Origin of the sequence: Streptomyces panacea, from assembly GCF_040560175.1 — a bacterium.
Lineage (GTDB): Bacteria > Actinomycetota > Actinomycetes > Streptomycetales > Streptomycetaceae > Streptomyces > Streptomyces panacea.
The window spans coordinates 1-12,774 of record NZ_JARJHW010000205.1; the positions used below are offsets into that span (position 1 = coordinate 1).

Below are 12,774 nucleotides of genomic sequence, written 5' to 3' on the forward strand. Positions count from 1 at the left end.
GAGACAGGTGCGGGTGGGGTGGGTGCGTCGGGCTGTTGGCTCGTGGAGCCTTCCGTGACGCTGCGGGCGCGGCGGACCGGGCGGTCCCCCGTCGCACGCGGGGTGCGGGGCGTACGGACCGGGGCCGGGGGGAGTTGGCCCTTGAGGGGGCCCCATTCGTTCGGGTCGGGTACGCCCGGGGGGAGCATCTGGCGGCGCTTGGGGCCCGAGTGGCCGGGAGCGGACTCGCCCGGCTCCTTCGCGCCCGGCCAGGCCTTCGCGACCCGGGCCGCCAGGACGAAGTCCTTGCGCAGCGGGTGGCCTTCGAAGGTCTCCGGCAGCAACAGGTGCACCAGGTTGGGGTGGTCGGTGAAGGAGATGCCGAACATCTCGTACGTCTCGCGCTCGTGCCAGCCCGCGCCCGCGTAGACCCCGAGGGCGGTGGGCAGTACGGCGGCCTCGTGCGGGACGGTCGTACGGACCAACAGGCGCCGTACGGCACGGGGTTCGACCGACGCGAGGTGCGCGCCGACGCGGAAACCGGTGCCCGGTTCGTCGACGGCGCTGAGCCAGTCGAAGTAGGTGCACCCCAGCGCGTCACGGGCGGTTTCGAGCGCGGTCAGCCAGGAGGCGGCGGGGACGTCGACCGTCAGGAGGTCGTACGCGCGCTCCGCCGTGGCGTCCGCGCCGAAGATCTCGACGACACCGTCCGGAAGGCTGTCGTAGGCGTCCGCGGGCGTCACTCGCCCTCCCCCGGCGTCGGCGGCGCGGCGACCAGTCCGCTGCGCAGCGCGGCCGTGCTGGGCCGGTGGCCCTCGGAGCCGTAACGCTCCCCCAGTGACTCGCGGGAGATCTTCTCCTGGAGTTTGAGGATCCCCTGGAGCAGCGCCTCGGGGCGCGGCGGGCAGCCCGGTACGTAGACGTCGACCGGGATGATCTGGTCGACGCCCTTCGTGACGGAGTACGAGTCCCAGTACGGGCCACCGCAGTTGGAGCAGGCGCCGAAGGAGATCACGTACTTCGGCTCGGGCATCTGCTCGAACAGCCGCTTCACCGCCGGTGCCATCTTGTCCGTCACCGTGCCGGACACGACCATCAGGTCCGCCTGGCGCGGGCCCGGTGCGAGGGGGATGACGCCGAGCCGGATGAAGTCGTGCCGGGCCATCGACGCGGCGATGAACTCGATGGCGCAGCAGGCGAGTCCGAAGTTGAAGACCCAGAGGCTGTAGCGGCGGCCCCAGTTGAGGACCACCTTCATCGGCTGGGGCGCCAGGCGGGAGAGCACGCCCAGGCGTTGCGGGTTCGGCAGCTCGACCGGTGCCGCGGGCACGGCGGCAGCGGCACCGGCATCGGGAGCGGCGGGGGTCACGTCCATTCCAGGACGCCCTTCTTCCATGCGTAGAGCAGTCCTACGGCCAGGAAGCCGAGGAAGATGAACATCTCGACGAGCGTCGTCGCGCCGTATCCCGGCGCCGCGAAGACCGTCGCCCACGGGAAGAGGAAGATCGAGTCGACGGCGAAGATGACGTAAAGGAAGGCGTAGACGTAGTAGCGGACCTGGGTGTGTGCCCAGCCCTCGCCCACCGGGTCGACGCCGCATTCGTACGTAAGCAGCTTCTCCGGCGTCGGTACCACCGGCCGCAGCAGTCGGCCCGCCCCGAAGGCCACGGCGACGAAGAGCACGCCGACGACCGCGAGCAGTCCGACCACCGAATAGCTCTGGAAGTACTCCGACGCGAGAACGGTCGGTTCCGGCACGTCCGTCACCCGCTCCTCGTTCCGCCGGTCGGTGTTCCTGGATCCTGGTCCGTGGTCCGTGTGGTCCGTGATCCGTTGTCAGTGATCCGTGTGTGGTCTGTGATCCGTACGGACGGGAGTCTAGGCCCTGCTAAAGGGACCGTAAGCAGTCGGTCGCGCATCAGTCATGGCAGGGTCATGACCGGCTGCGGCGCGGGCCGGTTCAGGCGCTGGTCGCGCCGCTTCTTCGGGCCGGTGGCGCGATGGTGGGGTTATCCCCACCCCGGCTCCCCCAGCCACCCCATGGCGTGGGCTCCCGCGGCCGTGCAGGCTAGGGCCTTATGAACGCCCGCAACAGCGTCCCCGACGACGACCGGCCACCGCCGCCGCCCCGTTTCGCCTTCAACCGGCACACCTGGAAGGAGATCGCGCATCTCCTCGCCAATCTGCCCGTCTCGATCGCCGGTTTCGTCTACGTCGTGGTCGTCGTGCCCACCGGTGTCGTCCTGTCCGTCACCGTGATCGGTCTGCCCTGGCTCACCGGCGGCCTGGCCGGCGCCCGGCTGCTGGGCAAGGCCGAACGGGCGCGTGCGCGGGCCCTGCTGGGGGTCCGGATCGACGAGCCGAGCCCGCTCCGTGGCCGGAACCGCCGCGAGAGGCGCGCACGCGGCACCGAGGGGTTCTTCTCCTGGCTGTGGACGGGGCTGAAGGACCCGGTGGGCTGGCGGACCACGTTGTACGAGTTCATCCGGCTGCCGTGGGGAATCCTGACCTTCACGATCACCCTGGTGGGCCTCTTCGTCCTGTGGCCGGTGCTGCCCCACATCGCGCGCGGTCTGACCAACGTCGACCGGGCCCTGGTCCGCGGGCTGCTCTCGCCGTCCGACGAGTTGGAGAGCCGGATCGCGGAGCTGGAGTCGGACCGGGGCGTCGTCGTGGACACGGCCGCCGCCGATCTGCGCCGTATCGAACGCGATCTGCACGACGGGGCGCAGGCCCGGCTGGTGGCGCTGGCCATGGGGCTCGGCCTCGCGAAGGAGAAGCTGCTGGAAGACCCGGAGGCGGCGGCGAGCATGGTCGACGAGGCGCACGGCGAGGTGAAGCTGGCCCTCCAGGAGCTGCGCGATCTCGCACGGGGAATCCACCCCGCCGTACTGACGGACCGGGGCCTGGACGCCGCACTCTCCTCCGTGGCGTCACGCTGCACCGTCCCGGTCAAGGTCGAGGTCGAGCTGGCCGAGCGGCCGGCGGCGGCCATCGAGGGCATCGCCTACTTCACCGTCTCGGAGCTCCTGCAGAACGTCAGCAAGCACAGCGGGGCGCGCATGGCCAGCGTCGAGGTGTGGCGGACGAAGGACCGGCTGCTGATCCAGATCGAGGACGACGGGCGCGGGGGCGCGCGGCTGGACGGCGGGACGGGCATGTCGGGGCTGGCCGAGCGGCTGGGGGCGGTCGACGGGCTGTTCGTGCTCGACTCGCCGGTCGGGGGGCCGACGGTCGTCACGGCCGAACTGCCGTGGCGCGAGCGGTCCTGACCGGAGGAAGACACCGCGGCGGACACAGCGGCGGCCGCGGGCGCGGGCGCCGGAAGAGCGGGCGCGGGCGCAGGGAACGGGTGCCGGGCACGGGGACAGGTGCCGGAAGCAGGTGCCTGGACGGTCCCGGGGACGTAAAACCGCACCACGGGGGTGGGGAAAACCCCAGGGTGAACACGGATACCGCCCTCATGGTGCGGGCGCCGCCGGCGGATCAGCATGGAGATACGGCACGAAGCCCGACCGCCCCGCTCGCAGAACGGACGACACGATGGCCACGGATTACGGCACGCGGACCCAGCCACGGCGCCACCCCCTTCCTACGGCACTGCGCGCTCCGTTCGAGGCCCGCATGGTGAAGGAGTTCGTCTATCTCCTTCTCAACCTTCCGATGGGCATCCTCTTCTTCGTCTACGTGGTGACCACGCTCTCGCTCAGCGCGGGCCTCCTCGTGACCTTCCTCGGCATTCCGCTGCTGGCCGCCGCGCTCATCGGCTGCCGGGCCCTGGGCGCCGTCGAGCGGGCCAGGGCGCGGGCCCTGCTCGATCTGGACGTCCCGAGCCCGCTGCCGGTGCGGGGGGAGAAGGCCGGAGTGATGTCCTGGGTCGGCGCGGTCCTCAAGAGCGGGGTGTCCTGGCGTCATGTGCTCTACGGCCTCCTGCACTTCCCGTGGATGCTCTTCTCGTTCGTCACCTCCGTGACCTTCGTGGTCACCAGCTGGAGCCTCTTCCTCTATCCGCTGTGGCAGTGGGTCTTCCCTGAGTATCTGAACCAGGACGGCATCACGATCTTCAGCGACGGCTCCCGCGAGTTCTACGTGGACACCCCGTTCGAGATCGCCGCGACCAGCGTCATGGGTCTCGTCCTCGTCCTGGGCTCGCCCTGGCTGGTCCGCGGACTGACCGGTGTGGACCGGCTGATGGTCGCCGGTCTGCTCGGCCCGTCCAGGCTGGCGACGCGCGTCTCGGAGCTGGAGTCGGACCGGGGCGTCGTGGTCGACACCGCCGCCGCGGACCTGCGCCGTATCGAGCGTGACCTGCACGACGGGGCGCAGGCCCGACTGGTGGCGCTGGCCATGGATCTGGGGCTGGCGAAGGAGAAGCTGCTGGCGGACCCGGAGGCGGCGGCGCGGATGGTCGACGAGGCGCACGGCGAGGTCAAGGTCGCGCTTCAGGAGCTGCGCGATCTGGCGCGGGGCATCCATCCGGCGGTCCTCACCGACCGGGGCCTGGACGCCGCGCTCTCCTCCGTCGCCTCCCGCTGCACCGTGCCGGTCCAGGTCGAGGTCGACCTGGAGTACCGGCCGGCGGCGGCCATCGAGGGCATCGCCTACTTCACGGTCTCGGAGCTCCTGCAGAACGTCAGCAAGCACTCCCGGGCCACGCGTGCCTCGGTGGACGTGTGGCGGATGGAGGACCGGCTGATGCTCCAGGTCTCGGACAACGGCCGGGGCGGCGCCAACACCTCGTCGGGCAGCGGCCTGGCCGGTCTCACGGAGCGGCTCGACGCGGTGGACGGGATCCTGGTCGTCGACTCGCCGGTCGGCGGGCCGACGACGGTGACGGCGGAGCTGCCCTGGCGGAAGTGACGCCTCGAAGACCCGGAGGCCCGGAGCCCCGGACCCCCGAAGGCTCGAAACCCCGAACCCCGAAGACCCGAAGACACACATACGCGGCTGCGGCGCACCGGACCTAGTCCGGTGCGCCGGAGTCGCGTCTATCGCTTTGACCGGTTCCCGGTCAGTGGGCGCACGGCGATACGAATACTGGGATGCTGGAACCGCAGGGCGGACGCGGAGCGCGTACGCACATCGACATGGGGGCTACACGGTCGTGGAGGACAGGGTACGAGTGGTCATCGCCGAGGATTCGGTGCTCCTGCGGGAGGGCCTGACCCGGCTGCTGACCGATCTCGGGCATGACGTGGTCGCCGGTGTCGGGGACGGCGAGGCGCTGATCAAGACCGTCGGCGACCTGGCCCGTGAGGGCGCGGCGCCGGACGTGGTGGTGGCCGACGTGCGGATGCCGCCGACCCACACCGACGAGGGTGTCCGGGCGGCGGTGCAGCTGCGCAAGGAGCATCCGGGGATCGGTGTGCTGGTGCTCTCCCAGTACGTGGAGGAGCAGTACGCGACCGAACTGCTGGCCGGCAGCAGCCGCGGGGTCGGCTATCTGCTGAAGGACCGGGTGGCCGAGGTCCGCGAGTTCGTTGACGCGGTCGTACGGGTGGCCAGGGGCGGCACCGCGCTGGACCCCGAGGTGGTGGCCCAGCTGCTCGGCCGGAGCCGTAAGCAGGACGTGCTGGTCGGCCTGACCCCTCGGGAGCGTGAGGTGCTGGGACTGATGGCGGAGGGCCGGACCAATTCGGCGATCGCCAGGCAGCTGGTCGTGAGCGACGGCGCGGTGGAGAAGCACGTCAGCAACATCTTCCAGAAGCTGGGTCTGTCGCCGAGTGACGGAGATCACCGCAGGGTGCTGGCCGTGCTGACGTACCTCAACTCGTGACGGCGCCCGTGCCGGGCCCGGCACCGCGGTGAGATAGCGGGCCCTAGGGGTCCTAGTCCAAAAGACTGAGTTCAAATCGGCACAGACGGGGACGAACACAGAGCGCCCGGGGGCGGAGAAAACATGGCAAATTGCCACAAGAAAGCGTCTCAAAAAGACGTCCACCATGCGAGCGGTCAAGGGAAGGCGACCCTTACCGACGTAGGGTGGCCCCTGGGTGTGCCGGTCGCGCCGGTCAGCCCCAGCAGCCGCCTCGAGGGAGGTCCAGTTCAGTGACCAGCCAGGTCAGTAGCCCAGCCGAGCAGGCCGACGAGGCTGACGACGCGAGTGACTCCGTCGTCGGCGAACAGCGCACCGTGCCCGACACCTCCGACGCGGTCGGTACGGTCGTCGGCGCGAAGGAGGTCCGCCGTCTGGACCGAGTGATCATCCGTTTCGCGGGTGACTCCGGCGACGGCATGCAGCTGACGGGTGACCGGTTCACCTCGGAGACGGCGTCGTTCGGAAACGACCTGTCGACGCTGCCGAACTTCCCCGCCGAGATCCGCGCACCTGCGGGCACGCTGCCGGGCGTCTCCTCGTTCCAGCTGCACTTCGCCGACCACGACATCCTCACCCCCGGTGACGCGCCGAACGTGCTGGTCGCGATGAACCCGGCCGCGCTCAAGGCGAACATCGCCGACGTGCCGCGCGGCGCCGACATCATCGTCAACACGGACGAGTTCACCAAGCGCCCCATGGCGAAGGTCGGCTATCTGACCTCGCCGCTGGAGGACGGGTCACTGGAGGCGTACCAGCTCCACCCCGTCCCCCTGACGACGCTGACGATCGAGGCGCTGAAGGAGTTCGGGCTCTCCCGCAAGGAGGCCGAGCGTTCGAAGAACATGTTCGCGCTGGGTCTCCTGTCGTGGATGTACCACCGCCCGACCGAGGGCACGGAGCAGTTCCTGCGGACGAAGTTCGCGAAGAAGCCGAACATCGCCGAGGCCAACGTGGCGGCGTTCCGGGCGGGCTGGAACTTCGGCGAGACGACCGAGGACTTCGCCGTCTCCTACGAAGTCGCCCCCGCCACCAAGTCGTTCCCGACCGGCACGTACCGCAACATCTCCGGGAACCTGGCGCTGTCGTACGGCCTGATCGCCGCGTCCCACCAGGCGGATCTGCCGCTGTACCTCGGGTCGTACCCGATCACCCCGGCGTCCGACATCCTCCACGAGCTGTCGCGCCACAAGAACTTCGGCGTCCGCACCTTCCAGGCGGAGGACGAGATCGCCGCCATCGGCGCGGCGCTCGGCGCCTCCTTCGGCGGCTCCCTCGCCGTGACGACGACGTCCGGGCCCGGTGTGGCCCTGAAGTCGGAGACGATCGGCCTGGCGGTGTCGCTGGAGCTGCCCCTGCTGGTGGTGGCGATCCAGCGCGGCGGGCCCTCGACGGGCCTGCCGACCAAGACCGAACAGGCCGACCTGCTCCAGGCGATGTACGGCCGCAACGGCGAGGCGCCGGTGCCGATCGTCGCCCCGCAGACCCCCGCTGACTGCTTCGACGCGGCCATCGAGGCCGCCCGGATCGCGATCACGTACCGCACGCCGGTCTTCCTGCTCTCCGACGGCTACCTCGCCAACGGCTCCGAGCCCTGGCGAATCCCCGAGCAGGACGAACTGCCGGACCTGGGCGTGCAGTTCGCGTCGGGACCCAACCACACGCTCGCCGACGGCACGGACGTCTTCTGGCCGTACAAGCGTGACCCGCGCACCCTGGCCCGCCCGTGGGCCGTGCCCGGCACGCCCGGTCTCGAACACCGCATCGGCGGCATCGAGAAGCAGGACGGCACGGGCAACATCTCCTACGACCCGGCGAACCACGACTTCATGGTCCGCACCCGCCAGGCCAAGATCGACGGCATCGAGGTGCCGGACCTCGTCGTGGACGACCCGGACGGCGCGCGCACGCTGGTGCTCGGCTGGGGCTCCACGTACGGGCCCATCACCGCCGCCGTCCGCCGGCTGCGCGCCGACGGCCGGCCGATCGCGCAGGCACATCTGCGGAACATCAACCCGTTCCCGCGGAATCTGGGCGAGGTGCTGAAGCGTTACGACAAGGTCGTGGTGCCGGAGATGAACCTGGGTCAGCTCGCCACGCTCCTGCGGGCGAAGTTCCTCATCGACGCGCACTCCTACAACCAGGTCAACGGCATGCCGTTCAAGGCCGAACAGCTCGCCACGGCTCTCAAGGAGGCCATCGATGCCTGAGGTCAACGAGCTGCTTTCCCTCGTCCCCAAGGCCGAGGCCAAGCAGTCCATGAAGGACTTCAAGTCCGACCAGGAGGTCCGCTGGTGCCCCGGCTGCGGTGACTACGCCGTGCTGGCCGCCGTGCAGGGCTTCATGCCGGACCTCGGGCTGGCCAAGGAGAACATCGTGTTCGTGTCCGGGATCGGCTGCTCCAGCCGCTTCCCGTACTACATGAACACCTACGGCATGCACTCCATCCACGGACGTGCCCCGGCCATCGCGACCGGGCTCGCGACCTCGCGCCGCGATCTCTCCGTCTGGGTCGTCACCGGTGACGGCGACGCGCTGTCCATCGGCGGCAATCACCTCATCCACGCGCTGCGGCGCAACGTCAACCTGAAGATCCTGCTGTTCAACAACCGGATCTACGGGCTGACGAAGGGCCAGTACTCACCGACCTCCGAGGTCGGCAAGATCACCAAGTCGACGCCGATGGGCTCGCTGGACGCGCCCTTCAACCCGGTGTCGCTGGCGATCGGCGCGGAGGCGTCCTTCGTGGCCCGCACCGTCGACTCCGACCGCAAGCACCTCACGAGCGTGCTGCGCCAGGCGGCCGACCACCCGGGCACGGCGCTGGTGGAGATCTACCAGAACTGCAACATCTTCAACGACGGCGCCTTCGAGGCGCTGAAGGACAAGGAGCGGGCGCAGGAGGCGGTCATCCGCCTGGAGCACGGCGAGCCGATCCGGTTCGGTGTCGACAACGCCAAGGGTGTCGTACGGGACCCGGCGACCGGCGATCTCGTCGTCGTACCGGTGACGGCGGACAACGAGCACCAGATCCTGGTGCACGACGCCCACGCCACCAGCCCCACCACGGCGTTCGCGCTCTCGCGGCTCGCCGACCCGGACACGCTGCACCACACGCCGATCGGTGTGCTGCGCAGCGTCCAGCGGCCGGTCTACGACACGCTGATGAACGAGCAGCTCGACACGGCCGTCGAGCAGTACGGCAAGGGCGACCTGTCGCAGTTGCTCGCCGGCAACGACACATGGACGGTCGCCGGCTGACACCGCCGACCCGTCCGTAGTCCCGAGGCCCGGATCTCGTCCTCCACGAGATCCGGGCCTCGCCGTTCTCCCGCCGGGTCCGCGCGGAACCGGTTGTCATGACCGTATGGCGATACGGACATGACAGTCCGGCCCGCCCGGCGCTACCTTCGTCGAACTGAGGTACGCGGTTCAGAAGGCCGGTCGGAGCGGGAGGGCCAGTGAAGTCGGACGGCGAGCAGCGGGCGGGGTTGCTGTACGGGATCGGCGCCTACGGCATGTGGGGTCTGGTCCCGCTCTTCTGGCCCCTGCTGAAGCCCTCCGGCGCGGTCGAGATCCTGGCCCACCGGATGGTCTGGTCGCTGGCCGTCGTCGTGATCGCGCTGCTCGTGGTGCGGCGCTGGGCGTGGGTACGGGAGTTGCTGGGCCAGCCCCGCAAGCTCGGCCTGCTGGTGATCGCCGCCACCGTGATCAGCGTCAACTGGGGCCTGTACATCTGGTCGGTCAACACCGGCCATGTCGTGGAGGCGTCCCTCGGTTACTTCATCAACCCGCTCGTCACCATCGCCATGGGCGTCCTGCTCCTCAAGGAGCGGCTGCGGCCCGCCCAGTGGGCGGCGGTCTCCGTCGGCCTGCTTGCCGTACTGGTGCTGGCGATCGGCTACGGACAGCCGCCCTGGATCTCGCTCACGCTGGCCTTCTCGTTCGCGACGTACGGCCTGGTGAAGAAGAAGGTCAACATCGGCGGTCTGGAGTCGCTGGCCGCCGAGACCGTGATCCTGTTCCTGCCCGCGCTCGGCTATCTGATCTGGCTCGGGGCCTCCGGGCACGCCACGTTCGGTCCGGAGGGGGCGGGGCACGCCGCGCTGCTGGCGGCCACCGGTGTGGTGACCGCCGTGCCGCTGGTCTGTTTCGGGGCGGCGGCGATACGGGTGCCGCTGTCGACGCTGGGGCTGTTGCAGTATCTGGCGCCGGTCTTCCAGTTCCTGCTCGGGATCCTGTACTTCCACGAGGCGATGCCGGCCGAGCGGTGGGCCGGTTTCGCGCTGGTGTGGGCGGCGCTGACGATCCTGACGTGGGACGCGCTGCGGACGGCCCGGCGCAACAGGGCGACGGCGGAGGCGCTGCGCCGGGCGGGCGCGGAAGCTCAGGCCGCCGTGCCCGCTCAGTCGCCGGACGGGGTCAAGGCCGTCGGGCGGGCCGGGACGGGCGCGTCGTCCGGCGAGTGAGGACCGCGAGGCTCGCGGAACCGTAGCCCCGTCGCCGTGACCGCCAGTCCCAGCACCACCATCACCACCGGCACCACCAGCGCCGCCCGGAAGGCGCCCAACTCCCCCTCCGCGCCCGTCGTCGACGCCAGGCCGTAGACGGCCGTCACCGCCGAGATGCCGATCGCGGAGCCGAACTGCGTCGACGTGTGCAGCAGCCCGCTCGCCAGTCCCTGCTCCTCCGGAGCGACACCGTCCGTCGCCGCGATGGACAGCGGCCCGTACGCCAGCGCGAACGCGACGCCGGTCAGGATCAGCGTCGGGGTCATCATCCCGTACGACCAGTCGCCGCCGACCGGCAGGAACAGCCCGTACGCCACGATCGCCGTCGCGAAACCGCCCAGCACCACCCGTGTGTTGCCGAACCGGTTGACCAGTCGGGGCGTGAGGGTCGGCGCCAGGATCGCGTCGAGGCCCATCAGGACCAGGGCGAGCGAGGTCTCCAGCGACGACCAGCCGCGCAGCTCCTGGAGGTAGAGCGTCGCCATGAACTGGAAGCCGAAGAACGAGCCGACGAACAGCAGCGCGCCCAGGTCCGCGCGGACCATCGACGCCCTGCGGAAGATCGCGAGCCGCACCAGCGGGGCGGCCGACCGGCGCTCGACGGCGACGAAGACGTAGACCAGCAGCAGTCCGGCGGCGAACGCCCCCGCCGTGAGCTGCCGGCCGGAACCGCCGTGCTCCAGCCGGACGATCCCGGCGGCCAGCAGCATCATCGCCCCCGCCGCGGCAGCGGCTCCCGGCAGGTCGAAGCCGTGCGCCGTCTTGTCGGGCACCTGGGCGGCGGCGCCGGTGCGGGGCAGCAGCCGGAGGGCGGCGATCAGGAGCGCGCCCGCCAGCAGGACGGGGGCGAAGAACACCCAGCGCCAGCCGAGTTGCGTCAGCAGACCGCCGATGACCACGCCGAGCGAGAAGCCTCCGGCGGCCGTGCCGGCGAAGACGAGCAGCGCGCGGTTGCGCTGCGGCCCCTCCTCGTAGGAGGTCGTGATGATCGACATCGCCGCCGGGGTCATGAAGGCCGCCGATACGCCGGTGATGAAGCGGGCGACGATCAGCATCCAGCCCTCGGTCGCGAAGCCGCCGAGACCGGAGAAGAGCAGGAAGACCGTCAGCCAGATCAGGAACATCCGGCGCCGGCCGAGGAGGTCGGCGGCGCGCCCGCCGAGCAGGGTGAATCCGGCGTAGCCGAGGATGTACGCGCTCATCACCCAGGCGGCGGTGCCGGTCGACAGGTCGAGGTCGGCCCGGATCGAGGGGATGGCGACGGCGAGCATGGCGACGTCGATCCCTTCGAGGAAGATCGTCCCGCAGAGGACCAGCAGCAGTGCCCAGGCCCGTGCGGACAGGGCTGGGACCGGTCTCGGAACCGCGGTGGCGGACGGCATGACTGTCTCCTCGAAGCGCACGGCGGAAGAAGGGGATCGGTTACCCGTACGAGGGTCGGTTCCCTCTTGTAACCAACCCGATCCTGCGGCACGATCAGATGTCATGGAAGAAGGCACTTCGAAGTCACCGAGGCACCCGGCGGGTACCGTGACCGCCGCCGCCGCAGCCGTCGCCGTCGGATCCGCCGCCACCTCGCGCTGCGACTACGGGGAAGCGGACCCCTTCCAGTGGGACACCCGCGAGGACTGCGAGGTACGGCAGATCCTCGACCGGATCGGCGACAAGTGGTCGTTGCTGGTCATCGCCCTGCTCGACATGGGCACGCTGCGCTTCACCGAGCTGCGCCGGGAAATCGACGGCATCAGCCAGCGCATGCTGACGGTGACGCTGCGGCAGTTGGAGCGCGACGGCCTCGTGAAGCGCACGGTGCATCCGGTCGTACCGCCGCGCGTGGAGTACCAGCTGACGCCGATGGGCCGGACGCTGCACACGACGATCAACGCGCTGGTGGTCTGGACCGAGGAGCACCAGAACCGGATCGCGGCGGCGCGCGAGGAGTACGACCGGCGTGCGGCGAAGGCGGCGGAAGCCCTCTGACGGGCGTTCCCCGGCGTGTTCGTCGTACGAGCCGTCAGGGAAGCCCTATGAACGGTGCCATGACCTTGCACTGGAAGCTCGTCATCGATACGACCGATCCGCACAGCCAGGCCGGCTTCTGGGCCGAGGCGCTGGGTTACGAGGTCGAGGACAACAGCCCGCTGATCGAGCGGCTGCTGGGCATCGGAGCCGTACCGATCCAGCAGACGGTCGATTCGCACGGCCGCCGGGCCTGGCTCGATCTCACCGCCGTCCGCCATCCGGACGACCCCTTCGACCCGGACACGGGCGAGGGCACCGGCCGGCGGATCCTCTTCCAGCGCGTACCGGAGACGAAGGCCGGCAAGAACCGCATCCACCTCGACGTGCACGCGCGGGAGGGACGGCGCGCGGCGGAGGTGGCCAGACTGGAGGGGCTGGGCGCGACGGTCCTGTACGAGGCGAATGTGCCCGAGGGCGTATGGGTGACCATGACGGACCCGGAGGGCA

The 12,774-nt window shown here is 70.2% G+C and carries 12 protein-coding genes; 8 read left to right on the top strand and 4 right to left on the bottom strand.

All coding sequences use genetic code 11. From position 1 onward, the window contains the following. The 3 genes from P3L51_RS31155 to P3L51_RS31165 all read right to left on the bottom strand — a co-directional run. Positions 1–722: NADH-quinone oxidoreductase subunit C (locus P3L51_RS31155; RefSeq protein ID WP_354608681.1), on the bottom strand; the 722-nt coding region annotated here is incomplete at its 3' end. Further along, positions 719–1,354 carry an NADH-quinone oxidoreductase subunit B gene (locus P3L51_RS31160; protein ID WP_354608682.1) on the bottom strand — a complete coding sequence of 212 codons (636 nt, stop codon included), beginning with the start codon at positions 1,352–1,354 and terminating at the stop codon, positions 719–721. The genes P3L51_RS31155 and P3L51_RS31160, both read right to left, overlap by 4 nt. Then, on the bottom strand, positions 1,345–1,746 hold the full coding sequence (locus tag P3L51_RS31165; RefSeq protein WP_023539403.1) for an NADH-quinone oxidoreductase subunit A: 402 nt from the start codon (positions 1,744–1,746) through the stop codon (positions 1,345–1,347). Before P3L51_RS31165 ends, P3L51_RS31160 begins: the two co-directional genes overlap by 10 nt. Positions 1,747–2,057: 311 nt before the next feature. On the opposite strand from P3L51_RS31165, the gene P3L51_RS31170 reads away from it, so the two are divergent. The 6 genes from P3L51_RS31170 to rarD all read left to right on the top strand — a co-directional run bounded on the left by P3L51_RS31170 (position 2,058) and on the right by rarD (position 10,263). Next, entirely contained in the window at positions 2,058–3,251 is a 1,194-nt protein-coding gene (locus tag P3L51_RS31170; RefSeq protein WP_354608683.1) for a sensor histidine kinase, read from the top strand. A 271-nt stretch (positions 3,252–3,522) separates the two neighbouring features. Beyond that, positions 3,523–4,839, top strand: coding sequence for a sensor histidine kinase (locus P3L51_RS31175; protein WP_354608684.1), 1,317 nt, complete (start codon positions 3,523–3,525; stop codon positions 4,837–4,839). Positions 4,840–5,083: 244 nt separating this feature from the next. Then, positions 5,084–5,755, top strand: a complete 672-nt coding sequence (locus tag P3L51_RS31180; protein WP_329076666.1) for a response regulator transcription factor — start codon at positions 5,084–5,086, stop codon at positions 5,753–5,755. Between the two features lie 272 nt (positions 5,756–6,027). Further along, the gene (locus P3L51_RS31185) at positions 6,028–8,004 is read left to right on the top strand and encodes a 2-oxoacid:acceptor oxidoreductase subunit alpha (protein ID WP_354608685.1); all 1,977 of its coding nucleotides are present in this window, start codon (positions 6,028–6,030) and stop codon (positions 8,002–8,004) included. Continuing rightward, positions 7,997–9,055 carry a 2-oxoacid:ferredoxin oxidoreductase subunit beta gene (locus P3L51_RS31190; RefSeq protein WP_354608686.1) on the top strand — a complete coding sequence of 353 codons (1,059 nt, stop codon included), beginning with the start codon at positions 7,997–7,999 and terminating at the stop codon, positions 9,053–9,055. The genes P3L51_RS31185 and P3L51_RS31190 overlap by 8 nt, the downstream gene beginning before the upstream one ends. Positions 9,056–9,255: 200 nt before the next feature. Then, positions 9,256–10,263, top strand: a complete 1,008-nt coding sequence (gene rarD, locus P3L51_RS31195) for an EamA family transporter RarD (protein ID WP_354608687.1) — start codon at positions 9,256–9,258, stop codon at positions 10,261–10,263. Here the strand turns inward: rarD and P3L51_RS31200 are convergent. Further along, a complete protein-coding gene (locus P3L51_RS31200) occupies positions 10,200–11,648 on the bottom strand; it encodes an MFS transporter (protein ID WP_435594565.1) in 1,449 nt (482 codons plus the stop codon). The genes rarD and P3L51_RS31200 overlap by 64 nt on opposite strands. A 142-nt stretch (positions 11,649–11,790) precedes the next feature. Here P3L51_RS31200 and P3L51_RS31205 point away from each other — a divergent pair, with 142 nt between their 5' ends. Both P3L51_RS31205 and P3L51_RS31210 read left to right on the top strand, forming a co-directional pair. Continuing rightward, positions 11,791–12,285 (top strand): winged helix-turn-helix transcriptional regulator, encoded by a 495-nt coding sequence (locus P3L51_RS31205; RefSeq protein ID WP_354608689.1) that lies wholly within the window; start codon positions 11,791–11,793, stop codon positions 12,283–12,285. A 59-nt stretch (positions 12,286–12,344) separates the two neighbouring features. Next, on the top strand, positions 12,345–12,774 hold a 430-nt coding region (locus tag P3L51_RS31210), incomplete at its 3' end, for a VOC family protein (protein WP_354608690.1).